Below are 23,635 nucleotides of genomic sequence, written 5' to 3'. Positions count from 1 at the left end.
CTTGTAGAAACATGTAGAAGTCTTGAGAAACCTCTAGATCCGTCGAGTCTAATGTTCCGCCCGCAGTGGCGATGAACGGGTGATGCGACCTGAGTCACCCGACCGGACGCATGAACGACCGGCGACACGACAAAACGCCCCATAAGGCGTGACTCGTACGTACGACTGTATGGCCGCGCCCTGCCGCGCCCCGAAGACCCGCCCCGAAAGGGGCGCGGGGAACTGCGCGACCGGCCACAGCGCGCCCGCAGCCGGGAAGGCTCGTAAGGCAGGCAGGCCCGTACGCAAACGTGCCGCTGTCCGCCACCCAGAGCGGGCGGCGGACGGCGGCGGTACGCCGGAGCAGGAGCCGGAGCCTGCGGCAGGCCCTACACAGGGCCTACGCCCGCCCGGCCGTCTTCTGCGTCCGCCGGGAGACGGAGTCGATCACGACGGCGGCCAGCAGCACCGCGCCCGTGATCATGTACTGGACCGCCGAGGCGATGCCCAGCAGCGCCATGCCCGACGCGATCGACTGGATCACCAGCACGCCCAGCAGGGCGGACCAGGTCTTGCCGCGCCCGCCGAAGAGGCTGGTGCCGCCGATGACGGCCGCGGCGATCGCGTTCATCAGCAGGCTGCCGGCCCCGGAGGACTGGTTCGCGGCGTTGATCTGCGACGCCAGGAACATGCCGCCGACGGCGGCCATCGTCCCGGAGAGGGCGAAGACGGAGATCCGCACCGCGGCGACGTTGATGCCGGCGCGGCTGGCCGCCTCCACGCTGCCGCCGAGGGCGAAGACCTTCCGCCCGTACGCCGTGCGGCGCAGCACGAGGTCGAGCGCCACGACGACCCCGAGGAAGATCACCACACCCAGCGGAAGGCCCTTGTACTGGTTGAAGAGCCAGGCCACCACGTAGGCGGGCACGGCCAGCGCCACCGTGCGGAGCACGATCTCGCTGAGCGGCCTGCTGGGCACGCCCGCGGCCTCGCGGCGCCTGCTGTCCCGGAAGGACACCAGGAAGAACGCGGCCACGGCAAGCGTCGCGAGCCCGTACGCGGCGGAGATGTCGGTGAAGTAGTGGTTGGTGAGACCGGCGACGATGCCGGAGTCGTCGAGGTTGATGGTGCCGTTGGAGCCGAGCACCTGGAGCATGAGGCCGTTCCAGCCGAGCAGGCCGGCCAGGGTGACGACGAAGGCGGGTACGCCGATCCGGGCGAAGAAGAAGCCGTGCAGGGCGCCGATGAGGGTGCCCGAGAGGATCGCGAGGACCAGCGCCAGCCACTCCGGCATGCCGTGGCTCACATTGAGCACGGCGAAAACGGCGGCCGCGAGCCCGCTGACCGAGCCCACGGAGAGGTCGATCTCGCCGAGGATCAGCACGAAGACGATGCCGACGGCGATCAGGCCGGTGCCGGCGGCGGTGACGAAGAGGTTGTTGAGGTTCTCCGCGCCGAGGAAGGCCGGGTCCCGCAGCTGGAACACCAGGGCGATGACGATCAGGCCGACGATCACGGGGAGGGAGCCGAGCTCGCCGCTACGGAGCTTGCGGAGGAACTCGCCCCAGTAGCCGGCGAAGCCTTCCTCGCGGACGAGGAGACGGGGGTCGACAGCGGGGACGGCGTCGTGGGCGGGGGCCTGGCCGTTGGCGGCACCATTGATGGCACCGCTGACGGCACCGTCGGCCGGGCCGCCGGGGGCCGTCGTGGGCGGCTTGGTGGTCATGCGCCGGCCTCCTTGTCGGTCTTGGCGGGCTCGCCGGGCTCGGCCGGCTTGGCGGGCTCGGCCGGCTCGGCGGCCGGCTTCGCAGCCCCCACCGCTGCCGCGGCCTCCGCGGCGCGGGCCCGGCGCCGGGTGACAGCGTTGTCCGTCGCACCGGTGATGGCGGAAATGATCTCTTCCTGGGTGGTGCTCGCCACCTCGAACGTGCCGTTGTTGCGGCCGAGGCGCAGGACGGCGACGCGATCGGCGACGGCCTTCACGTCGGCCATGTTGTGGCTGATGAGGATGACGCCGAGACCGCGCTCGCGCAGCCGCTCGACCAGGTCCAGGACCTGCGCGGTCTGCTCGACACCGAGCGCCGCGGTCGGCTCGTCGAGGATGACGATCTTGGGCTCGCCGAGCAGCGAGCGGGCAATGGCGACGGTCTGCCGCTGCCCGCCGGAGAGCGAGGCGATGGGGATCCGGACGCTGGGGATCCGGATGGACAGGGTGGAGAGCAGCTCACGGGCGCGGCGCTCCATCTCGACCTCGTCGAGCACCCCGGCGCGGGTGATTTCGCGGCCGAGGAAGAGGTTGCCGACGACGTCGAGGTTGTCGCAGAGCGCGAGGTCCTGGTAGACGGTCGCGATGCCGAGCTCCTGGGCGGCGTGCGGCCGGTCCACGGTGACCGGACGCCCCTCCCACTCGACGACCCCGTCGTCGGCGGGGCCGACGCCGGCGATCGTCTTGACGAGGGTGGACTTGCCGGCGCCGTTGTCACCGACGAGGGCGACCACCTCGCCGGCGTGGATCTCCAGGTCGACGTCGGTGAGCGCCTGGACGGCACCGAAGCGCTTGGAGATCCCGCGCAGGGCGAGGACGGGGGTGGCGCCGGATCGGGCCGTTGCGGCCGTTGTGGCAGTGGTGGCGGACATCTGCGGAATCCCTACTTGATCCCGGCGGAGTCGCACTGAGCCTTGTACTTCTCAGTGCAGATCTCGTCGCGGTTGAAGAAGCCTTCCTGACCGACGTACTTCCCGATGTCGGCCTTGGTGAGCGCAAAGGGGGTGACGATGATGGAAGGAATCTTCTTCTGGGTGCCGCTGTCGACGGTGCTCTTGGCGATTCCGTCGAGCGACTTCCCCTTGGCGAGCGCAACAGCCATCTCGGCAGCGGCATCGGCCTCGGGCTTGTACGGCTTGTACACGCTCATGAACTGCTCGTCGGAGAGGATCCGCTGAACGGCGGAGAGCTCGGCGTCCTGGCCGGTGACGGGCGGGAGCTTGTCGAAGCCGGCGCTCTTGAGGGCGGTGATGATGCCGCCGGCCATGCCGTCGTTGGCGGAGTAGACGCCGACGATGTTCTCCTTGCCCAGCGAGGAGATTGCGCCCTTCATGTTCTCGTTGGCGTTCTCCGGCTTCCACTCCTTGGTGTCGTACTCCTTGCCGACCTCGACCTTGCCGTCGAGCACGGAGTGGGCGCCGTCCTTGTACATCTTGGCGTTCGGGTCGGTGACCGACCCGTTCATCATGACGATCTTCCCCTTGGACGCGTTGTCGCCGAGCTCCTTGAGCAGCGACTCGCCCTGGATCTTGCCGACGCGCTCGTTGTCGACGGAGGTGTACGCCTTGATCGGGCCCTCGGCCAGGCGGTCGTACGCGACGACGGGAATGCCCTTGTCGTTCGCCTTCTTCACCGAGGAAGCTATCGACTTCGCGTCCACGGAATCGACGATCAGCGCGTCGACCTTCTTCGTGATCATCGTGTCGACCTGCTGCTGCTGGACGGAGGCGTCCTGCTTGGCGTTCTCGTAAAGGACGACGGTGTCGGCGCCCGCCAATTCCTTGATCTTCTTCTCGATCAGCGGCTTGTCGAAGCGCTCGTAGCGCGCGGTCTGGTTCTCCGGAAGGAGGAGCCCGATGGTGAGCGGGCCCTTCTTGTCCTTCTTGGTCTCCCCGCCGCCGGCCTCCTTGGCACTGCCACAGGCGGCGAGACCGGCCGCCATCGACATGGCCGCCACGGCCACGGCTGCACGACGCAGATGCGTGTTCACTTGCAGAAACCTCCCTGACGAGGCCGCGTCGTTGCGGCCGAGGTGGCTGGAAGTCAACTCGGCCGCAAAGGGGCCGTCAAGAAGTAAATCCTTAACGAGATGGCAACGGTGCCATTCGTTATCTACGTGAACTCAAGGAGGAGCTTGACCGGCTTGACCCAAAAGCGGGATGAAGCCACCGGGAACCGGCTGGAACGACTGGAACCGAACTCGGGCGGACCTCAGGCAAGGCCCCAGGCGGGGCCTCAGGCAGGCAGCGGAGCACCCACCGGAGCATGCCCCTCCAGCAGGGTGGAATCACCCATCTCGCTCAGCACGAGGGCGAGCGCACCGAGCACCTCGGCGCGACCGCCGAGCGCACCGGGGACGACCTCCAACTGCCGTGCGGCACTGGGGATCGCGTAGCGCGAGACGGATTCACGGATGGGCGCGAGGACGAGCTCACCGGAGTCGGCGAGGTCGCCACCGAGCACGACACGGCGGGGGTTGAGGAGGTTGCAGAGGTTGGCGACACCACTACCAATATGCCGCCCGACGTCCGAAATCACCCGTCGGCAGCCGGGGTCGCCTTCACGGGCGAGCTGGACCATGCGGGTGACGGTGAGATCGGTGCCGTGCGCCGAATGGAGGAGCGGCAGCACGTAGCGGGCAGCTGTAAAGGTCTCAAGACACCCACGGTTGCCGCAGCGGCAAACGGGTCCGGACTCATCAAGAGTGATATGCCCGATTTCACCCGCTGTGCCGCCGGGCCCCCGGTAGATCTGCCCGTTGATGACGAGCCCGGCACCGACACCACTGGCGACCTTGATGTACGCAAGATCGGAAGCCCCGCGCCCGGCCCCCCACACCAGCTCGCCCAGGGCCCCGAGGTTCGCATCGTTATCGACATGCACAGGCACGCTGAGCCGCTCAGCGAGCTCGTCCCGCGGATTGGTCCCGGCCCATCCGGGCAGAATGGCGGTCGACCCGAGCGTCCCGGTCTCGACATCAATGGGCCCGGGCACACCGAGCCCCACACCAATGATCTTCCCGGGGTCGATCCCGGTATCCGCGATCAGCCGCCGGACCAGCTGCTCGGCCCGCTCCAGCCCCTGCGCGGCGGAGGCATCCACATCCAGCGGCTCGGCGTCCTCGGCAAGCACGCGCTGGGCGAGGTTCCCAACGGCGACCCGCAAATGGGTATGCCCGAAATCAACCCCCACAACGATCCCGGCATCCCCCGACAAGGACACGCTCCGGGCCCGCCGCCCCCCGGAGGAGGTGGGCGTGACCTCGACGGTCCCGCCGTCCTTCAGCTCCCGAACGATATTGGAGACCGTGGCGGCGGACAGCCCCGTAGCCCGGGCGATCTCCGCCTGCGTGAGCGACCCCGCCCTGCGCACCGCACGCACGACCCGCTCGAGGTTGGCCCGGTGCAGCGACGACTGCGACCCCGGAGTCTCCACGCCCATCCACTCCCGCCTAGCCGGACACGGCACGCCGGCCGTCCCCGTGCCGGACCACAGCTCTGGAGCCCGGCGTCCATACAACACATGAACTCTAAGCTGAGCCGCCAGGCGGATCCCCCGTCAAGACCTCGAACCACATCGAGGCCGCATCGTACGAATGGCCACGGCCCCGGGGCAGGCAGATCTTCGGCGGCGAGCGACGAAATCGATTCACAAGATCACGTCATGCTCGACGGGCGGTTCCGGGCAGCCGCACACAAACGATCTTCCTGCAGGCGATCCGGGCCCTCTGCCTTGCCGGGGCCGCTCAGACGTGGGGGCCACACGCGCCTGAAACCCTGCCATGAACGGAAAGGCCCCCTTTCCCATCAGGAAGAGCCAACCGACAGGCCGGCACTCGCCAACTGACGGCACGCAACCTCGCCGATGCTCACAGGGCCCACGAAGTGACGCCCTGCCCAGCATTTGTCATCGGGTGAGGCAGCCCCCGTACGCCTTGACAGGGCCCACCGTCGCTCCGGAGACCGGACTCCGCCGTCGCGGACGACGCTCCCTCAGATGCGCCCCTGACCATGCGGCAGCACGGCCGGAACGCGAACATAGTCACGTACATGACATGCAGTCAGGTGCGTCACGTTCACACCGCCTGCAGGCCCTACGACCCGATTCAGACTGTATGGTATGTTCACCTTTATCGCCTGTCACCTCGGCGCTACTCGCAGCTACGGCCGCAGAGAAAACTTTGGAAGGATTCCTAGGTGATGTCACGTGCGCGCAAACTCCTGCTCGCAGGGTTCGTCGCCGGGGAAACGTCCTTCACAAGGGCGATGGGAACATTCAGCTGGCGGACCGCTCTGTTTCCCGGGGCTCTATCGCCCTGTCCGCCCTGACCGATGAGCCGAGCCCTGGCCGGGACGACCCTGCACCGAAGTCACCGGCAGCGTTGCCGGCAGACCGGGTATCCGGCCCCTGGAGATCTCCAAAGTCTCCCGCACATCGCCAGGTGACGACGGTCTCTACGCCTTCGTGAACGCCGAGGGCAAGAACACGGATTGCGCCGCCCGGCGGTACAGCAGAACGGGAATCGGCCGGGGAGCCGGCCTTCCGGAATCCTTGCCGCCATCGAGCTCCGCGCCACCGATTGGCTCGACGCCACCGCGCCCGTTTCCCAGTCCGCCCGCAGAGGAAGATCAGCATGCCTGCCATACGCTCACGTGTCGCGTGGATGACAGGATTACCTGTTTCCGCCGTCGCCGTCAGCGTCCCGAGCGGTCCGCCGAGCAACGTGGCCGCCGGCGCGAAGGCCACAAGCAATTCGCCACGCAGCTGCTCGATCGCACTCACCTCACCGGAGTTGCGGGCTACCGCAGCCGGTTGCTTCGCGGACAACCCGGCTCAGAGCGACAAGGCTGCTCCAGACGCCAACCCTGATCTGACGTCAGCCGAGCTCGCCAAGTCTGCCACCAGCGCCGCTCCGTTCGGACTCGGCGCCCATTCGCCGTAGCCGGGTGAGGTCTTCGGCTCGGAGATCTCATTCCTCCCCGGCCGCGTACACCCGCAGCCCCCAGGGTGAAAAGACCTCTTCCTCAAGCAAGACCCACGACACCGCAACGCGGCGGAATGCCCCGGCTTGCCGCCACCAGAGAGCGGCGAGCAGCGCAGGCAACGCGCCCGCCTCTTCCGGGCCTCGGCAGAAGAGCAACGCGTACCCGACGCCGGTGGCCACGAGACGTCACCTCGCACAACGAAGCGGCACTCCTGGCTCTCCCAGAAGCAGATATGACAGAGAGTTATTGATTTGAAGAAAAGCACCCGCCTCAGACCGTCATCGACGCGACCGGTCGCGCTTACGCTGACTGCCGCCCTTGCAGTCGGCATGACGGTCACTCAGGCCGCTGCCGTCGATGCGCCGCAGCCATCGGCCTCCGCCGGCCGCTCGGTCGCATCGGCAGCCGCCGCGAAGAACTGGAAGCTGCCGCGGCTCGCCGTGATGCCCCTGGGCGACTCGATTACGCACGGCGCCGGTAGTTCGAACGAATCCGGGTACCGGGGTGAGCTGTGGAACCGGCTGGCGTCGCACACGGATCACCTGGACTTCGTGGGTTCCAAGCGGAACCGCAAGCTCCCTGACCTCGACCACGAAGGCCACTGGGGGTGGAGGATCGAGGGACTGTCCAACAACATCGACCGATGGCTGCCGGCTGCACAGCCCAACGTGGTGCTGCTGCACATCGGCACCAACGATCTCAACGACAACTACCAGGTGGACACTGCCCCCCGTCGCCTGGGCGCCCTCATTGACAAGATCACGTCGGCTGCTCCCGGCATGACGGTGCTGGTCTCCTCGCTGGTCCCCTCCGCGACCGCCGAGACCCAAGGGCGCATCGAGCAGTTCAATGCCGCAATACCCCGGTTGGTGTCGGAGCGGCGCGCCAAGGGCCTGCACGTCGGGTTCGTCGACATGGGTGAGGTGACCACCCAGGACCTCGACGACGACGTTCACCCCAAGGACAGCGGCTACGTCAAGATGGCGGAGGCATTCTCCAACGGGATCGCCCGCGCCGCTGCCGACGGCTGGATCCGGCAGAGCGTCGACATCAAGTCGGGCCCCCCGATACGCAAGTCGCCGCCGGGCGACTACCGCGTCGACATCAACGGCGACGGCGCGGCCGATTACCTCGTCGTACACGAGAACGGCAGCGTCAAGGCCTGGATCAACAAGGGCGGTGACGGGCGCGGCGGCTGGGAGGGATTCGGCACCTTCGCCACCGGCGTCGGCGAACCCGGAGACAAGGTCCGCTTCGCCGACATCAACGCCGACGGCAAAGCCGACTACCTCACCCTCCAGGACGACGGCGTCGTCAGAGCCTGGATCAACAACGGCGGCACCGGACACGGCGGCTGGCACGAGCAAGGCGCCTTCGCCCTCGCCATCGGCGAACCCGGAGACAGGGTCCGCTTCGCCGACATCAATGGCGACGGCAAAGCCGACTACCTCGCCCTCCAGGACGACGGCGTCGTCAAAGCCTGGATCAACAACGGCGGCACCGGACACGGCGGCTGGGAAGAATTCGGCACCTTCGCCACCGGCGTCGGCGAACCCGGAGACAAGGTCCGCTTCGCCGACATCAACGCCGACGGCAAAGCCGACTACCTCACCCTCCAGGACAACGGCGCCGTCAAGGCCTGGATCAACAACGGCGGCACCGGACACGGCGGCTGGCTCGGAATCGGCAATATCGCCACCGGCATCGGCGAACCCGGAAGCAAAGTGCGCATTTAGCGGCAGCTGTGAGCCCTGGATCGATTTTTTCTAGAGCCGTGCCACGTTCTCGCAAGGTTCTGCGGCGTAACAGGCGTCGCAGCACCCATCTGCTCTTCTATGGGATAACCAACAGTGAGCCTGATAACCCCCGTCACCACCAAGCCGTCCGGCGAACCATCCGCCTCAAGGGTGCGTCTGGACTCGCTCACAGGCCTCCGGTGGTACGCGGCACTGCTCGTCGCCTGCTTTCACTTCTTCTACGAGGAGGCGTCGACCGGCACTTCACTGCACGTCTTCCGGTTGAAGGAGGTCGTCTACGCCGGCCCCTCGGCGGTGTCGTTCTTCTTCATCCTCTCCGGATTCGTCCTCGCCTGGTCGGCGCGCTCCCGCGACACCGTCACCGGATTCTGGCGGCGCCGCTTCGCGCGGATCTATCCGAGCCACCTGGTGACCTTCTTCGTCGCCGTGCTCACCATGGTCTGGATGGGCAAGTCCCTCGATCCCCGGATCGCGCTGACGAACCTCAGCCTCACGCAGTCCTGGATTCCCAACCGGAAGGACTGGTGGTTCGGATACAACGGAGTCTCGTGGTCCTTGAGCTGCGAGTTCCTCTTCTATCTGAGCTTCCCGCTCGTATTTAAGATCATTCGACGGCTCTCCACCCGGGGACTGTGGGCGACCGTGATCGCCGGCAATCTGTGCGTGGTCCTCGCGCCACTGGCCGCCGCCCGCATCGCGCACGCGACGGGCTGGGACCCCAAGTTCATGCTTTACATCTTCCCGCCCGTCCGGCTGCTCGAATTCGCGATTGGTATCGCGGTCGCCCTGCTGGTGAAGAGCGGCAACTGGCGTGGTCCGGGGCTCACCACCAGCCTCGCTCTCTCCATGCTGGCCGTCTTCGGGCTGTCCCACGTCATGCCCTTCGACTTCCACTGGGCCGCAGACACGGTCATCCCGTACACGCTCACCATCGCCGCCGCGGCCCGTGCCGACGTCCGGCAAGAGCCCTCGCCCTTCCGGAATCGCATCGCGGTGTACCTGGGTGAGGTCTCCTTCGCCTTCTATCTGGTGCACGAGATCGTCATTTTCAGCGTCGATCACTTCCTCAAGTCCCACCACCTCCTCATACCGCTCAGCCTGCACCTCGGACTGGTCCTCACTGTGTCCTTCCTCGGCGCGGTCCTCCTCCACGAGTACGTGGAAAAACCCGGCGTGAAACTCCTCTCCGCCCGGCGTCGGAAGCCCGCCCCGGCCACCGGCTGACCGGCGGTCCACGGCGCGAAGCACGCGGTGGGCGGCGGCCCCGGCCGTCGCCCAGTTTCACTGGAATTCCCATTTGATGCCTAACACACCACAATACGCATTCATGTGGTTTGGTGTGGATACGTCACAGATGATCGCCTTTCCTTCGCCATCGTGGTTCACCCAGGGTCGTGTGACAGCACGGCCCATCGATGAGTGAAGGGCGATCCGATGCGAAATATTGCGCGTGCGGCGCTGGTGGTCCTCTGTGCGACCGGTGCTGCGCTGCCCGTCATCCCCGTGGCGCAGGCGGCGTCTGCGGCACCTCTCGACTGCCGGTACGTCTACTCCCACGGGCGTCCCGGGCCCAGCGGGGAGAGCAGAGGCAGCGGCGTCTACGACGAGGGGGACCGTGACGCCGAGGGCCGCGTGTGTCACAACGGCTGGTGGGTGCACCCGTACGAGATCCACCGCCACGACGACGACCACCACCGCGGGGACGATCACCGCCGGGACGACGACCACGGTTGGAACGACGACCACCGCTGGGACGGCCACCGTGAGGACGGCGACCACCGTCACGACGGCGACCACCGCCGGGACGATCACCGTCGCGACGACGACCACCGTCGTGACGATCACCGCCACGACCACGGCGACCGTCACGACAACGACCACCACCACGGCGACCACGACTACGGGCACCGCTCGTAGTCGTCCGAGCGCCGGACAGCAGCAGGCCGTCCCCCGGTGTCCGCGGTGTCCGCGAGCGCCGGGGGACCGATTCCCCGCCGGCCCGGCTCATCCCTACTTCAGCGCCCCCGCCGTGAGCCCCGCCTGCACCTGCCGCTGGAAGACGATGTACGCCGCCAGCACCGGCAGCATCGCGATGACCAGGCCCGCGAAGAGGCCCGACCAGTCGCCCTTGTAGCCCTGGCTGACGGCCAGCGCCACGAGGCCCTGCGGCAGCAGCTTCTTGTCCTCGTCGCCGACGTTCAGGACCGCCGGCAGCAGGTACTGGTTCCACTGGCCCAGGAAGTTGAAGATCCCGACGCTGATCAGGCCCGGCTTGGCCATCGGGAGCATCACCTGGAAGAAGGTCCGGGTGTGCGAAGCCCCGTCGATCATCGCGGCCTCGGCCACCGAGCTGGGGAGGGTACGGAAGAAGCCGCTGAGGAAGAAGATCGTGAAGGGCAGCGAATAGGCGATGTAGACCAGGATCAGTCCGTGGTACGTGTCCAGCAGCTGCATGTTCTTCAGGACGAAGAACAACGGCACCAGGGCCAGGATCACCGGGAAGCTCATCCCGCCCACGAACAGGTAGTAGACGAAGCGGTTTCCCGGGAATTCGAAGCGCGCCAGGACGTACGCCGCCATGGAGCCCAGCAGCATCGTGCCGAACAGGGATCCCGCTACCACCACCACCGAGTTCATGAAGTACTCGCTCATGTGCGCCTGCGACCACGCCCTCGACCAGTTGTCGAAGTGCAGGCTCGTGGGCAGCGCCCAGGGCGACGTGAAGATGGCCTTGTCGTCCTTCAGGGCGCTCATCACCGCCCACAGCAGCGGCAGCGTGACCATCAGGGCCCACAGGATCAGCACTCCGTGCGAGAAGACGTTGAGGACTCTTCCCTCGGTGCCGATGCGTCCCTCCGGCGAATCGACGTTCCGGTTCCGGTTCGGAGCGTCGGTCTTCTCCGGCTGTGCGTCCGCCGGCACCGTCTCGGTCGTCTCTGCGCCGCTCATCAGAACTCCAGCCGTTCGCGCCGGCCCAGCTTCATCACGATGCCGGCGAAGATCATGGTGACGATGAGGAGGGCGACGCCCAGCGTGGTCGCGTATCCCGCCTGCCCGTCGCGGAATGCCTTCGTGTAGAGGAAGTACGCGAGGACCTCGGTCGAATAGTCCGGTCCGCCCGGGCCGACCGTCATGATCTGGACGACCGCGAAGCCGTCGAGCGCCATGATGCCCATGTAGACCCAGCCCGTCTGGACGGTGTCCCAGAGGAGCGGGAGCGTGATCCGGAAGAACGTCTGGAGGCGGTTCGCACCGTCCAGCAGCGCGGCCTCGTAGAAGTCCTTGGGGATGGAGCTCATACCGGCCGAGAACAGCACCACGTAAAAGCCGACGTTGCTCCACACCATCACCGCCATCACGCACCACAGCGCGAGATCCGGGTCCCCCAGCCAGTCCGGCCGGACGGAGTCCAGACCCACCGCGTCCAGGAACGAGTTCAGCGCGCCGCTGTTCGGGTTGTACGCGAATTGGAACAGCAGGGCCACGATCGCGATCGACAGCACCTGCGGGAAGAAGTAGACGACCTTGTAGAAGCCGGAGCCGCGGACGCCCGCCACCGCCGCGTTCTTCCTTCTCCGCCCGCCCACGTTCAGCATGAACGCGAAGAAGAGCCCCAGCCCCAGCGTCACCAGCGGCAGGACCAGCAACAGCAGGACGTTGTGGCCGACGGACTTCCAGAACACGTCGTCGGCGAACATCTTCCGGTAGTTCTTGAACCCGACCATCTTGAAGTCGGGACTCAGTCCGGTCCAGTCCGTGAAGGAGTAGTAGATGGCCTGGACGAACGGCGAGATCACGAACACCGCGTAGATCGCCAGGGGTACGACCAGGAACCCCACGATGAACCGGTACTTGCCGTGCTGCATTGCTTTCGACCCCGATCTCCCGCAGATGTCCGCGGTTGTCCCGCAGACGCGGAGCGGCGGGCGGGCACGTGGCCGCACCGCCGCCGGTGACCTGACTTGATACGGCCTGACTTGATCAGACCCGACTTCATACGACCTGATCCGATCTGGCCTGAGGACCTGAGGACCTGACCTACCCGCCCCAGTACGCGTTCCGCACGCGCTACTTGTGCCGGTACTTCTTGATCGAGTCGTCCGCGCGGGCCTCGTCCGAGAACTTCTGGATCTTCGCGACCGTCTCGTCCGGGGTCATCCGGCCCGCCATCATCTCGCCCAGCGCGGCCACGCCGATCTTCTCCTTCTGCAGCGCGGTGTACCAGTCCCCGATCCGCGGATTGATCACGTTCTGGCCGGCCTTGGCGAGGACCTCCTGCGAGGAGCTCAGGCCCGGGGGAAGCGACAACCCCTCCGTACCGCCGTTCAGCGACGTCAGCGACGAGACCTGTTTGATGAAGTTCTGCGAGGACTTCTTACCCAGCATGATGCGGAGCAGTTCCATGCCGCCCTGCGGGTTCTTGGCGTTCTTCGGGACGATGAAGGGCTCGCCGCCCGAAGCCCAGATCGTGCCGAAGGGCATCTTGTCGCGCTTCGCGTCCAGGCTCGACGGCGCCCCGACCGCCATCTTGAAATCGGCGGGCGTGGTCTTCTTCGCCTCGTTCTCCACCCACGATCCGTTCGGGATGAACAGCGCCTTGCCCTGGTTCCAGGCCGTCTGCGCCTCGATGTGGGTGAGGCCGGGGGTGCCCTGGAGGATGTAGCCCTTCTTGTAGAGCTCGTAATAGGCCTCGAAGGCGGCCTTGACGGCCGGGTCCTTCCAGGCGTTCGGCTCCAGGTTGTCGATCCGGTCGATGACCTCCTTCCCGCCGATCTTCGCGATGAACGGGTAGAGGCTGAACGGCAGGTAGTACGGGTGCTTGCCGGGGTACGTCCAGCCCGCGATGCCCTTCTTCTTCGCCTTCTCGCAGACGGCGAGCATCTCGTCCCACGTCTCGGGGTACTGCGCGTCCAGCTTCTCCAGATTGGTCTTCGAATACCAGACGCCGTAGACGGTGTAGGCGTAGAAGAGGACCCAGGTCTCCCGGCCGTCGAACTGACCCATTTCCACGACACCCGGCCGCAGCGTGTCCCGCACCTTCTTCGACGGGTCGTCGATCGACGGCGCGTCCAGCAGGGCGTTCAGATCGGTCAGCTGCTTCTTCCCCACCAGGGTGCCCATGTCCATCTGCTTGGCACCGGAGTTGTCGATCAGGTCGGGCGGGGTGCCGCCGTTGAAGCGGGGCTGGAGCTGGGTCTGGATCTCCTGCGTGGCGGCGTGCTGGACCTTGGCCTTCGGGAACGCCGCCTTGTACTCGGCCTCGGCGTCCTTGGCGTACTGCTGGCCGAAGCCGCCGTCGAAGATGACGACGTCGAGCGGGGCGGACTCGTTGACCGCGAGCGGGTTCTTCTCGCTCTTCGTGCCCTTGTCGACCTTGTTGTCGCTGTCGCCGTCCCCGCTGGCGCAGGCGCTCAGCACGCCCATCGACGGCACCGCGATCAGGCCCAGTGCAGCCGCTCTCTTGATCAGGTCGCGCCGGCCGAATTCCCCTGTGGATCCCGTGCTCGATCCCATGCTCAAGTCCTCGCCTTCTCCAGGACTCAGGCGGTGCACCGGTACTTCCCCTTGTTCACAAGAGTTGACGAAGGGCCCGACACCGCGGGTCAGTTGAAGCTGGGTGTACAGGAAGTGCAGGAAGTGCAGGAATGCAGGAAGTGCTAGACGTACAGGAAGTGCTAGACGTACAGGAATTGCTGGACGTGCAGGAATTACTGGCGGTACTGGATGCGCTCGGCGTGCTGGGGGTGCGTGCGCCGGGGAGCGGTGACGTGCCCGCGGCGTTCTCCCCCGCCGCTCCCCGCCGTTCCCCCCCGCCGCTCTCCCCCGGGGCAGCCGCGGCGGCCCTCAGGACCTCCCCGGTAGCCGACAGGTATAGTCCACTTCTCACCAACTGGGCAAGATCGGAAGCCGCTTTGGGCTCCAGTCTTTCCCTAGTTGAGACCTCTTACGGTACGAGTCCCCACCCGCCCGCGACCCCGTCCGACCACGCGCAACCGCGACACCAACCCCGGGACCCTTGACACCACCCACCTCTCACGCCCTACTTATCTCTGCGCGACTCACTTGACAACGTTGTCGGTTTCGTTGGGAGACTTGAGATGCGGCAGGGCAGGCAGCGGCACAGACCCCGGCACCGATGGCCCAGTCTCACCCGTTCGCTCACGCGCCCCCTCGCCTTCCTCCTCACCTTCCTCCTCACCTCGGGTCTTATGACGGCCGTTCAGGTGACCCGGCCCCAGGCCTCCCAAGCCGTCCAGGGCGCCCAAGCCGCCCAAGCCGCCCAAGCAGCACCGGCCGCCCCCACCGACCGCGAGGCCCCCACCGACCGCGAGACCCCCGGCCGCTCCGCCCCATCCTCCACCCCCTCCTTCGCCTCCTCCTTCGAGCCGGGCCAGCCGCAACCCGACTGGCGCAACACCGTCGAGACCGCCCCCGGCGGGCACAAACGCGCCTCCGGCGTCGACGGCAACGACGAGCGCGGCATCCCCGGCAACGTCACCGACTCCGTCACCGCCGTCCGGGCGAGCAACGAGAACGCCGGCTCGAGCGAGGTCAAGGAGAACGTCGTCGACGGCGAGAGCACGACCAAATGGCTCACCTTCGAGAAGTCCGGGGCCTGGCTGGAGTTCGACCTCGCCGAGCCCGTCACCGCCGTCCGCTACGCCCTGACGTCCGCCAACGACGCGCCCGGCCGCGACCCCCGGGACTGGACCCTCCAGGGCTCTCAGGACGGCCGGAACTGGACGCCCCTGGACTCCCGCAAGGGCGAGGCCTTCGAAAAGCGCTTCCAGACCCGCGAGTTCTCCTTCCTCAACTCCACCCCCTTCCGGCACTACCGGCTCGACATAGCCCGTAACAGCGGCGCGGACATCACCCAGCTGGCCGAGGTGCAGCTGGCGCCGTCCTACACCGGCCCGCCGCCGCCCTCCGACATGCGCAGCTACGTCGACAGCGGCCCCCCGGGCTCCCCCACCGCCAAGGCGCGCGCCGGCTTCACGGGCACCCACGCCCTGCGCTACGGCGGCGTCCACCAGAGCCGGGACCGCGCGTACTCGTACAACAAGGTCTTCTCGATCGGGGGCGGCGGCCTGCGCGTGACCCCGAAGACGGTCCTCTCGTACAAGGTCTTCCCGTCCATGCCCGAGGTCGACCGGCGCTATCCGGCCACGCACGTCGCTCTGGACCTCGCCTTCACCGACGGCACCTATCTGAGTGACCTCGGCGCGGCCGACCAGCACGGTGCGCCGCTCACCCCGCGGGGCCAGGCCGAGTCCCGGACGCTCTACGCCAATCAGTGGAACAACAGGGAGTCGCGCATCGGCGCCGTCGCCGCGGGGAAGAGCGTGGCGCGGGTGCTCGTCGCCTACGACTCCCCGTCCGGTCCGGCGAAGTTCCGCGGCTGGGTGGACGACGTCTCCCTCGCCCCCGCGCCCGCCGAGCGGCCCCCGGCGCACCTGGCCGACTACGCCGTGACGACGCGCGGCACCCACTCCAGCGCAAGCTTCTCGCGCGGCAACACCTTCCCCGCGACCGCGGTCCCGCACGGTTTCAACTTCTGGACCCCGGTGACCAACGCGGGCGCCATGGACTGGCTCTACCAGTACGCCGCCGCCAACAACGCCGACAACCTCCCCACCATCCAGGCGTTCAGCGCGAGCCACCAGCCGAGCCCCTGGATGGGCGACCGGCAGACGTTCCAGGTGATGCCGATGGTGCTGCCCGCGGCCACCGCCGGCTCCGGCTCCGGCCCCGGTTCCGGCTCCGCTCCCCCCGACACCGGGCGCACCGCCCGGGCCCTCCCCTTCCGCCACGCCAACGAGACGGCGCGCCCCCACTACTACGGCGTCACCTTCGACAACGGCCTCAAGGCCGAGATCGCGCCCACCGACCACGCCGCCGTCATGCGCTTCACCTATCCGGGGGACGCCGCCGACACCGCCGCCCTGGTCCTCGACAACGTCCGCAACCAGGGCGGCCTCGCCCTCGACCCCGGGAACCGCTCCTTCACCGCCTGGTCGGACGTGCGCAGCGGGCTGTCCGTCGGCGCGAGCCGGCTCTTCGTCTACGGCGTGCTCGACGCGCCCGTCACGGCGAGCGGCAAGCCGGGCCCGGGCGGCGAGGACGGCACGACCGGCTATCTGCGGATGACCCCCGGCCGGGACCGCACCGTCACCCTGCGCATCGCGACCTCCCTCATCGGCACCGAGCAGGCGAAGGCCAACCTGGAGCAGGAGATCCCGGAGGGCACGGGCCGCGCCGCCTTCGACCGCGTCCACGACCGCGCCCGCGCCGCGTGGGACGCCGTCCTGGGCCGGGTCGAGGTCGAGGGCGCGACGCGGGACCAGCTCACCACGCTCTACTCGAGTCTCTACCGGCTCTACCTCTATCCCAACTCCGGCTTCGAGAACACGGGCACCCGGGCCCGCCCGCGCCACCGCTACGCGAGCCCGTTCTCGCGCCCGGAGGGCGAGAGCACGCCGACCCGGACGGGCGCGCGGGTCGTCGACGGCGAGGTGTACGTCAACAACGGCTTCTGGGACACCTACCGCACCACCTGGCCCGCCTATTCCCTCCTGACCCCCAAGCAAGCAGGCCGGCTCGTCGACGGCTTCGTCCAGCAGTACAAGGACGGCGGCTGGATCTCGCGCTGGTCCTCCCCCGGCTACGCCGACCTGATGACGGGCACGAGCTCCGACGTGGCCTTCGCCGACGCCTACGCCAAGGGCGTCTCCTTCGACGCGGAGGCGGCCTACGAGGCGGCGCTCAAGAACGCGACGGTGGTGCCCACGCAGCCCGGCGTCGGCCGCAAGGGCATGGACACCTCCGTCTTCCTCGGGTACACGAGCACCACGACGCGCGAGGGTATGTCCTGGGCCCTGGAGGGCTACCTCAACGACTACGGGCTCGCGACGATGGGCAAGGCGCTCTACGAGCGGACCCGCAAGGCGCGCTACCGGGACGAGGCCGCGTACTTCGCCAACCGCGCCCGCAACTACGTCAAGCTCTTCGACCCCGCCGTCGGCTTCTTCCAGGGCCGCAACGCCGACGGCTCGCGGCGGCTGCCGCCCGGGCGGTACGACCCGCGCGTCTGGGGCCACGACTACACCGAGACCAACGGCTGGAACTTCGCCTTCCACGCCCCGCAGGACACCCGCGGGCTGGCGGGGCTGTACGGCGGCCGGGCGGGCCTGGCCGACAAGCTCGACCAGTTCTTCGGCACGCCGGAGACGGGGGCGCCGGAGTTCGCGGGTTCGTACGGCGGCGTCATCCACGAGATGACCGAGGCGCGGGACGTCCGCATGGGCATGTACGGCCACAGCAACCAGGTCTCGCACCACATCGCGTACCTCTACGACGCGGCGGGGCAGCCCTGGAAGACCCAGGAGAAGGTGCGCGAGGTGCTGTCCCGGCTCTACCTGGGCAGCGAGATCGGCCAGGGCTACCCGGGTGACGACGACAACGGCGAGATGTCGGCCTGGTACCTGTTCAGCGCGCTCGGCTTCTACCCGCTGGTGATGGGCGGCGGCGAGTACGCGGTGGGGTCGCCGCTGTTCACCAAGGCGACGGTCCACCTGGAGGGCGGCCGCGACCTGGTGGTGAAGGCCCCGCGGAACAGCGCCCGCAACGTGTACGTGCAGGGGCTGCGCGTCAACGGCAAGGCGTGGCGGTCCACGGCGCTCCCGCACTCCGTCCTCGCGAAGGGGGCGACGCTGGAGTTCGCCATGGGCCCGCAGCCGTCGTCCTGGGGCAGCGGCAGGAACGACGGGCCGGGCTCGCTGAGCAAGGACTTCGAGGCGCCCGTCCCGGACGGCGACGTGACCCTGCCCGGCGTCTCCCCCCTCACCGACGACACCTCGCTCACGGAGGCCCCCTTCACGACGGCCCTGCTGCAGGTGCCGTCCGGCGCGCGCGTGACCTCCTACACGCTGACCTCGGCCGACCGGGCCAAGGCGCCCGAGGGCTGGGTCCTGGAGGGGTCAGCGGACGGCGAGCAGTGGCGGGAGGTGGACCGGCGCACGGGCGAGGCCTTCTCCTGGGACCGGCAGACCCGGGTGTTCTCGGTGGCACGGCCCGGTTCGTACCACCACTACCGGCTGCGGCCGGCGGGCGAGAGCACTCTGGCGGAGATCGAACTATTGGGGCCGAGATCCGCATAACTGCGCCATTGACTTGTAAAGAGAGTGTGAAACGATCACGTGGATCCAGTGGCGTGCTCCTGTCAGGGGCCAGGGGCTCCTGACAGGAGCACGCTGCTCTTCGCTGAGACCCTCTTGGAGAACCCACGTGGCTCACCTTCCCGGCCGCCCGCGCTCCCGCGCGGTGCAGCGCGTCGCCACCGCGGCGATAGCCGCCGCCCTGGTCGGCACCACCGCAGGCACGGCCCTGGCCGACGGCCCCAAACCCTCCCGCGTCACCGGCGCGGCCGAGCGGGCGGCCGAGCTGCCGGCCCACACGTCGTTCAAGCACCGCTCCGAGGCGCTGCGCGGCGAGGCGAAGTCCGGCGACTACCCGAAGTCCGGCCCTCTCGCCCCCAAGGCGCCCTCGGCCGCCCCCGCCCCGGGTCTCGCGGCCCCGCGCAAGGGCGTCAAGGCCGACGGCCCCTCCGCCGAGGCCCCCTTCCTCCCGCTGAGCGCCGTCAACAACGACGACCTGTACTTCTACTGGCCCGACGGCAAGGGCGGCATCACGCCCAAGGAGTACGTCACCAACGGCTGGAACGCGATCAACGCCGCGGCCCGCGTCGACCACGACCGGGACGGCATCGCCGACGGCCTGTACGTCCGCGACAACGACCAGAACATCATCTTCGCCCCCGCGGGCGGGAGCGCGAGCATCGTGGCGGACGACTGGGGCCAGTACGACCAGTTCATGTCCCCCGGCAACCTGGGCGGCGGCAAGGAGTCCGACATCCTCGTCCGCGACCGCGAGGGCGTCCTGTGGCTCTACCTCGCCTACCCGGACGGCACGCTGACCGGCCGCAAGAAGGTCGGCCCGGGCTGGGGCCAGTTCACCGAGATCGCCGGGCGCGGCGACCTGACCGGTGACGGCAAGGCCGACATCGTCGCCCGCGACAAGGACGGCGTGCTGTGGCTCTACAAGGGCACCGGCGACTACACCAAGCCGTTCGACTACAAGCAGCGCATCGGCGGCGGCTGGAACCAGTTCAACAAGCTGGTCGGCACCGGCGATGTCGACCTGGACGGCAAGGCCGACCTGATCGCGCGCGACAAGGACGGCGCCCTGTGGCTGTACAAGGGCACGGGCAAGGCCGCCCAGCCGTACGACTACAAGGTGAAGATCGGCAACTCGGGCTGGAACCAGTTCCGCATGATGTACTGACGCGACGTGATGACGCGATGACGTGCTGATCCGCCGCGACGCGATGTGACGCGAAGGGCCGCACCCCACCGGGGTGCGGCCCTTCGCCACCGGCCCCGTCTCTCAGCCGCGTATCCCGGCCCTGCCTCTCAGCCTTGTCTCTCAGCCCTGTCTCTCAGCCGCGGCCGCACGTGGCGCCGAGGGCGGCGAGCAGGAACTCCTGCCAGGCCTTCTCCACGGCCGGCGGACCGCTCACGCCCGGCGCGCTCACCGTCCAGCCGAAGCTCACCTGACGGCGGCCGTCCGGGGAGCTGAAGCTCATGGAGCGGTAGCCGAAGCCGTTGCCCCGGTTGCCCCACAGCACCTCGCCGGGGTTCGCGGGACACAGGTCCCCGCCGGCCATCAGGCCCTGCGTGTAGTACGGGTACTTGCCGTCCTGCTTGCGCATCTCGGCCAGCCCGGCCGGGGAGAGCAGCGTGCCGTCGGACAGCGCGCGGAAGAACCTGTTGAGGTCGGCGCTGGTCGACACCACGCCGGCCGCGGCGCCCCATACCGACGGGGTGTAGTCCGTGGCGTCGAAGAGCGGCCCGCTCTCCGGCTTGATGTAGCCGTTCACGTGCGGTCCGCTCAGGAACGGGTTCACGGTCGGGTACGAGGTGTCGCGCATTCCGGCGGGCCGGAAGACCCGGCGCGTCAGCTCGGTGCCGAGCGAGTGGCCGGTGGCCTTCTCCACCACCAGGCCGAGCAGGGCGTAGTTGGTGTTGGAGTAGGGCAGGTCCGGGCTTGCGGGGTCCGCGAGCGGTCTCTTGACCGCGTTCCTGATCAGGCTCTGCGGAGCGAAGTACCGGAACCGGTTCTTCTGATGCTCTTCGAGCGAACCGGTCGCGTACAGGTCGTCGAAGTAATCCGGGATCCCGCTCGTGTGGTTGAGCAACTGCCGCAGCGTGATGGGCTCCTTATAAGGGAGCACGCCCGGCAGGTGCTTCGCGACCGGGTCGTCGAGCTTCAGCCGCCCCTCGTCGGCGAGTTGCATGACGACGGTCGCGACCATCGACTTGGTCACGCTGGCGACGCGGTAGCGGTCGCCGGGACGGGCGGACTGCTTGGTGCGTACGTCCCGCACACCGCTGGCGCCGGACCAGCGCCGATCTCCGACCCGCACCTCGGCGAGGGCCGCGGGCGCGCCGGCGGCCGTCAGCTTGTCCAGGGCCGCCTGCAGGGCCTCGGCGTCCAGCCCGGTGGGCGCGGTGCCCGCGGTACCGGTATGTGCAGGCGCGGCACTCGCGGCCGCTGCGGCCGTGCCCGGCGGAAGGGCCAGGCCGATGACGAGGGCGGCCGCCGCCGCGACGGATCGGAGCCTCGAATTCACTTGTTCCCCCAGGCGTTCGACTCTTCGCGATCCTAAATGATCAAGCCGAACCCGTGGCCGGCCGGGGGGCTACGGCGAGGTCACGGCGGGGCTGCGCCTCGCGGGCGGATCCTCATCCGCGCAGTGAGGCCTCCCGGCGGTACAGGGCCTCGCCCACGGGGGAGTCCTCCCCGGCGACGTGCGCACGGACCGAGGCCAGGTAGTCAGAGCGGCCGACCAGGCCGTCGCCGTCACCGTCCAGGGCTGCGAAGGCGGATTCGATGTTGCCCGCCGGGTTGCCCAGTGCCGTGCGCAGCGTCGTGAACTCCTTCAGGTTCAGGGCGCCGTCCTCGTCGGTGTCGGCGAGGTCGAACAGGCCGCCGAGCACGGGCTCGCAGACGGTGTCGAACGCCTCGGCGCCGGCCCAGGCCGCGTATTCGCCGAAGGTCACCCCTCCGTCGCCGTCCGCGTCCATCGCTGCCCATGCCCGCGCACCGGCTGCCCGTGCGGCGATGACCAGCGGGTCGTCGTCCGTCCGCCCCGTCGCCTGCGTCACGCGCTCGACCCGCGCGGAGTATTCGGCCTTCGAGATGACTCCGTCGCCGTCCGCGTCGAGCATCGCGAAGACCAGCCGCTTGGCAGCAGTTTCGTCCACTGAAACACCTTCTATCAGGCTACGTTCCGGTTCGGCTGTCCCTACCCGGAATACGGGGCCCCATTCGGTCGTAGCAGCGTGCAAGCCCCGCGCGCAGGCGGAACGCACGCGGTCGGGCCACTGCAAGAGCCGTGGGCGGCGGAGCCGTGCGGGGGTAGTCACAGGGCCGGCAGTGAAACCGGTCCCAGGGAGGGCACATGATCGGCGGACGCGGTGCGGCAGTAACACTGAGTTCTTTGGCCTTGCTGGGGTCGTCATGGGCGTGGCCACCGGCCGGACAGGCGGACTCCGACCGGCACAGAGATGGCCCGGTGCTGTGCACGGGCAGCAGCAACAGCACCTACGATCCGCCGCTGACCCTCGCCTCACGCCGGACGCGCGTCTCCGTGCGAGCCCACTACACGTGCAGCGTCGCACCCGGCCGCAACGTGACGGCCACCGGGACGCTCGACGGGACGTCGCCGTCGGCTTCCTGCCTCACGCTGGGCAGCTCCGCCCGGCTCACGGAGGTCGTCCGCTATGCCGACGGACAGCAGTCTCTGATCGCCTACGGCGACGGCGCCACCTACCGCGTCACCGGCGCCCAGGTCCTCAGGCTGACGGGCGAGGTCGTCGAGGGGCGGGGAAAGGGGCAGCGAGCGCAGCGGACCGTCTCGGCCGCGTCCGAGGAGCTGCCCACGGAATGCCTCTCCTCCGGACTCGACGGAAGCAGCGGCCAGGCGCAGCTGGAGATCCGGCCGTGAGCAATGCCCCCGCGCTCCCCGTGGCCCCCGTGACCCCCGTGACGATCCCCACCGAGCCCATCGGCAGCATCCCCCGGCCGGCCGAGCTGCTCGCGGCCATGGCGGACCACGCCGCCGGCCGCATCGGGGACGACGAGCTCGCCACCGCCCAGGACCACGCGGTCCGCGACACCGTCCGCCGCCTGGAGGAGATCGGCTCGCCGGTGGTGACCGACGGCGAACAGGCCAAGCCCGGCTTCGCCACGTACCCCCTCGCCGACCCGGACCGGCTCGCGCCGGACGGCGCGATCATCCCCTTCGCCGACGGCCACTCGCGGCAACTGCCCCGGCTGACGGCGGGGCCACTGCGCTACGCCGTGCACGCCGATCACTATCTGCGCTCCGCCCTCCGGTACGCGACCGTCCCCGTGAAACAGGCCGTCATCGCCCCTTCGGCGCTCAGCCTGATCTATCCGCAGGCCGGTATCGGCGGGTACCCCCGCGAGGCCTTCCTGGACGACCTCGCCGCCGAGGCCGAGGCGGACATCCGCGGCTGCCTGGAGGCGGGGGCCCATGTCGTCCAGCTCGACTTCACCGAGGCCCGCCTGTCGTTGAAGCTGGACCCCTCGGGGGGCCTGCTGGAGGAGTTCGTCGCGCTCAACAACCGTGTTCTGGAACGATTCTCCGCCGGCGAACAGGCCAGGATCGGTGTGCACACCTGCCCGGGCGGCGACCAGGACTCCACGCACAGTCTCGACGTGGACTACGCCGCCCTCCTTCCCGGGCTGCTGCGGCTCAAGGCCGGGGCGTTCTACGTCCAGCTGGCGAGCGAGCCGGATCCGGACAAGGTCCTCGGCGTCCTCGCCGACCACCTTCCCGGCCACGCCCGCGTGTTCGTCGGGGTGACCGACCCGATCGACCCCCGCGTGGAGACCCCCGAGCAGGTCCGTGACCGGGTCCTGGCCGCCGCCCGCCATCTGCCCGTCGACCGCCTGGGCACGTGCGACGACTGCGGCTTCTCCCCCTTCGCCGACGACACCTCCACCTCCCGCGACACCGCCTTCGCCAAGATCCGTGCCCGGATCGAGGGCACCGCCGCGGCCGC

The 23,635-nt window shown here is 68.6% G+C and carries 17 protein-coding genes; 7 read left to right on the top strand and 10 right to left on the bottom strand.

Annotated features, from left to right (window positions below):
• Positions 1-379: 379 nt before the first annotated feature.
• From V7793_RS03725 to V7793_RS03705, 5 genes are all read right to left on the bottom strand, one after another.
• On the bottom strand, positions 380-1,705 hold the full coding sequence (locus V7793_RS03725) for a sugar ABC transporter permease (protein ID WP_335581435.1): 1,326 nt from the start codon (positions 1,703-1,705) through the stop codon (positions 380-382).
• Positions 1,702-2,616 (bottom strand): ATP-binding cassette domain-containing protein, encoded by a 915-nt coding sequence (locus V7793_RS03720; protein ID WP_335581434.1) that lies wholly within the window; start codon positions 2,614-2,616, stop codon positions 1,702-1,704. The genes V7793_RS03725 and V7793_RS03720 overlap by 4 nt, the downstream gene beginning before the upstream one ends.
• An 11-nt stretch (positions 2,617-2,627) precedes the next feature.
• On the bottom strand, positions 2,628-3,734 hold the full coding sequence (locus V7793_RS03715; RefSeq protein ID WP_335581433.1) for a substrate-binding domain-containing protein: 1,107 nt from the start codon (positions 3,732-3,734) through the stop codon (positions 2,628-2,630).
• 245 nt (positions 3,735-3,979) lie between these two features.
• The gene (locus V7793_RS03710) at positions 3,980-5,179 is read right to left on the bottom strand and encodes an ROK family transcriptional regulator (RefSeq protein WP_335581458.1); all 1,200 of its coding nucleotides are present in this window, start codon (positions 5,177-5,179) and stop codon (positions 3,980-3,982) included.
• A gap of 1,534 nt (positions 5,180-6,713) precedes the next feature.
• Complete coding sequence (locus tag V7793_RS03705) at positions 6,714-6,908, bottom strand: hypothetical protein (protein ID WP_335581432.1); 195 nt, start codon at positions 6,906-6,908, stop codon at positions 6,714-6,716.
• 150 nt (positions 6,909-7,058) lie between these two features.
• On the opposite strand from V7793_RS03705, the gene V7793_RS03700 reads away from it, so the two are divergent.
• The 3 genes from V7793_RS03700 (at position 7,059) to V7793_RS03690 (ending at position 10,403) form a co-directional block, all read left to right on the top strand.
• The gene (locus tag V7793_RS03700; RefSeq protein ID WP_335581431.1) at positions 7,059-8,465 is read left to right on the top strand and encodes an FG-GAP-like repeat-containing protein; all 1,407 of its coding nucleotides are present in this window, start codon (positions 7,059-7,061) and stop codon (positions 8,463-8,465) included.
• Positions 8,466-8,579: 114 nt separating this feature from the next.
• Positions 8,580-9,710, top strand: coding sequence for an acyltransferase family protein (locus tag V7793_RS03695; protein WP_335581430.1), 1,131 nt, complete (start codon positions 8,580-8,582; stop codon positions 9,708-9,710).
• Positions 9,711-9,920: 210 nt separating this feature from the next.
• Complete coding sequence (locus tag V7793_RS03690) at positions 9,921-10,403, top strand: hypothetical protein (protein WP_335581429.1); 483 nt, start codon at positions 9,921-9,923, stop codon at positions 10,401-10,403.
• Positions 10,404-10,496: 93 nt separating this feature from the next.
• Here V7793_RS03690 and V7793_RS03685 read toward each other — a convergent pair whose 3' ends face one another.
• From V7793_RS03685 to ngcE, 3 genes are all read right to left on the bottom strand, one after another.
• Complete coding sequence (locus V7793_RS03685) at positions 10,497-11,435, bottom strand: carbohydrate ABC transporter permease (protein WP_335581428.1); 939 nt, start codon at positions 11,433-11,435, stop codon at positions 10,497-10,499.
• The gene (locus V7793_RS03680; protein ID WP_335581427.1) at positions 11,435-12,352 is read right to left on the bottom strand and encodes a carbohydrate ABC transporter permease; all 918 of its coding nucleotides are present in this window, start codon (positions 12,350-12,352) and stop codon (positions 11,435-11,437) included. Before V7793_RS03680 ends, V7793_RS03685 begins: the two co-directional genes overlap by 1 nt.
• Positions 12,353-12,554: 202 nt before the next feature.
• Positions 12,555-14,000 carry an N-acetylglucosamine/diacetylchitobiose ABC transporter substrate-binding protein gene (gene ngcE, locus V7793_RS03675; RefSeq protein WP_335581426.1) on the bottom strand — a complete coding sequence of 482 codons (1,446 nt, stop codon included), beginning with the start codon at positions 13,998-14,000 and terminating at the stop codon, positions 12,555-12,557.
• Positions 14,001-14,695: 695 nt separating this feature from the next.
• Here ngcE and V7793_RS03670 point away from each other — a divergent pair.
• Together V7793_RS03670 and V7793_RS03665 are read left to right on the top strand one after the other, a co-directional pair.
• Complete coding sequence (locus tag V7793_RS03670) at positions 14,696-18,643, top strand: GH92 family glycosyl hydrolase (RefSeq protein ID WP_335581425.1); 3,948 nt, start codon at positions 14,696-14,698, stop codon at positions 18,641-18,643.
• A gap of 127 nt (positions 18,644-18,770) precedes the next feature.
• A complete protein-coding gene (locus V7793_RS03665) occupies positions 18,771-19,826 on the top strand; it encodes an FG-GAP repeat domain-containing protein (protein WP_335581424.1) in 1,056 nt (351 codons plus the stop codon).
• A 154-nt stretch (positions 19,827-19,980) separates the two neighbouring features.
• Here the strand turns inward: V7793_RS03665 and V7793_RS03660 are convergent, their stop codons facing one another.
• Together V7793_RS03660 and V7793_RS03655 are read right to left on the bottom strand one after the other, a co-directional pair.
• Entirely contained in the window at positions 19,981-21,174 is a 1,194-nt protein-coding gene (locus V7793_RS03660) for a serine hydrolase domain-containing protein (RefSeq protein WP_335581423.1), read from the bottom strand.
• Positions 21,175-21,286: 112 nt separating this feature from the next.
• Positions 21,287-21,808 (bottom strand): EF-hand domain-containing protein, encoded by a 522-nt coding sequence (locus V7793_RS03655; protein ID WP_335581422.1) that lies wholly within the window; start codon positions 21,806-21,808, stop codon positions 21,287-21,289.
• A 311-nt stretch (positions 21,809-22,119) separates the two neighbouring features.
• On the opposite strand from V7793_RS03655, the gene V7793_RS03650 reads away from it, so the two are divergent.
• Positions 22,120-22,551: a hypothetical protein gene (locus V7793_RS03650; protein ID WP_335581421.1), complete on the top strand. Its 432-nt coding sequence runs from the start codon at positions 22,120-22,122 to the stop codon at positions 22,549-22,551.
• Positions 22,552-22,589: 38 nt separating this feature from the next.
• The coding region (locus tag V7793_RS03645; protein WP_335581457.1) for a cobalamin-independent methionine synthase II family protein at positions 22,590-23,635 on the top strand (1,046 nt) is incomplete at its 3' end.

The sequence above is a fragment of the Streptomyces sp. KLMMK genome (genome assembly GCF_036961605.1).
In the GTDB taxonomy this organism is placed as follows: Bacteria; Actinomycetota; Actinomycetes; order Streptomycetales; family Streptomycetaceae; genus Streptomyces; species Streptomyces telluris.
The sequence above is the reverse complement of the archived record's forward strand: the minus strand, read 5'-3'. Positions and strand labels throughout refer to the sequence as shown.

Coding starts and splice junctions, on each gene's coding strand:
- V7793_RS03725 (WP_335581435.1), bottom strand. CDS start 1,705: ATGACCACCAAGCCGCCCACGACGGCCCCCGGCGGCCCGGCCGACGGT.
- V7793_RS03720 (WP_335581434.1), bottom strand. CDS start 2,616: ATGTCCGCCACCACTGCCACAACGGCCGCAACGGCCCGATCCGGCGCC.
- V7793_RS03700 (WP_335581431.1), top strand. CDS start 7,059: ATGACGGTCACTCAGGCCGCTGCCGTCGATGCGCCGCAGCCATCGGCC.
- V7793_RS03690 (WP_335581429.1), top strand. CDS start 9,921: ATGCGAAATATTGCGCGTGCGGCGCTGGTGGTCCTCTGTGCGACCGGT.
- V7793_RS03685 (WP_335581428.1), bottom strand. CDS start 11,435: ATGAGCGGCGCAGAGACGACCGAGACGGTGCCGGCGGACGCACAGCCG.
- V7793_RS03680 (WP_335581427.1), bottom strand. CDS start 12,352: ATGCAGCACGGCAAGTACCGGTTCATCGTGGGGTTCCTGGTCGTACCC.
- ngcE (WP_335581426.1), bottom strand. CDS start 14,000: ATGGGATCGAGCACGGGATCCACAGGGGAATTCGGCCGGCGCGACCTG.
- V7793_RS03670 (WP_335581425.1), top strand. CDS start 14,696: ATGACGGCCGTTCAGGTGACCCGGCCCCAGGCCTCCCAAGCCGTCCAG.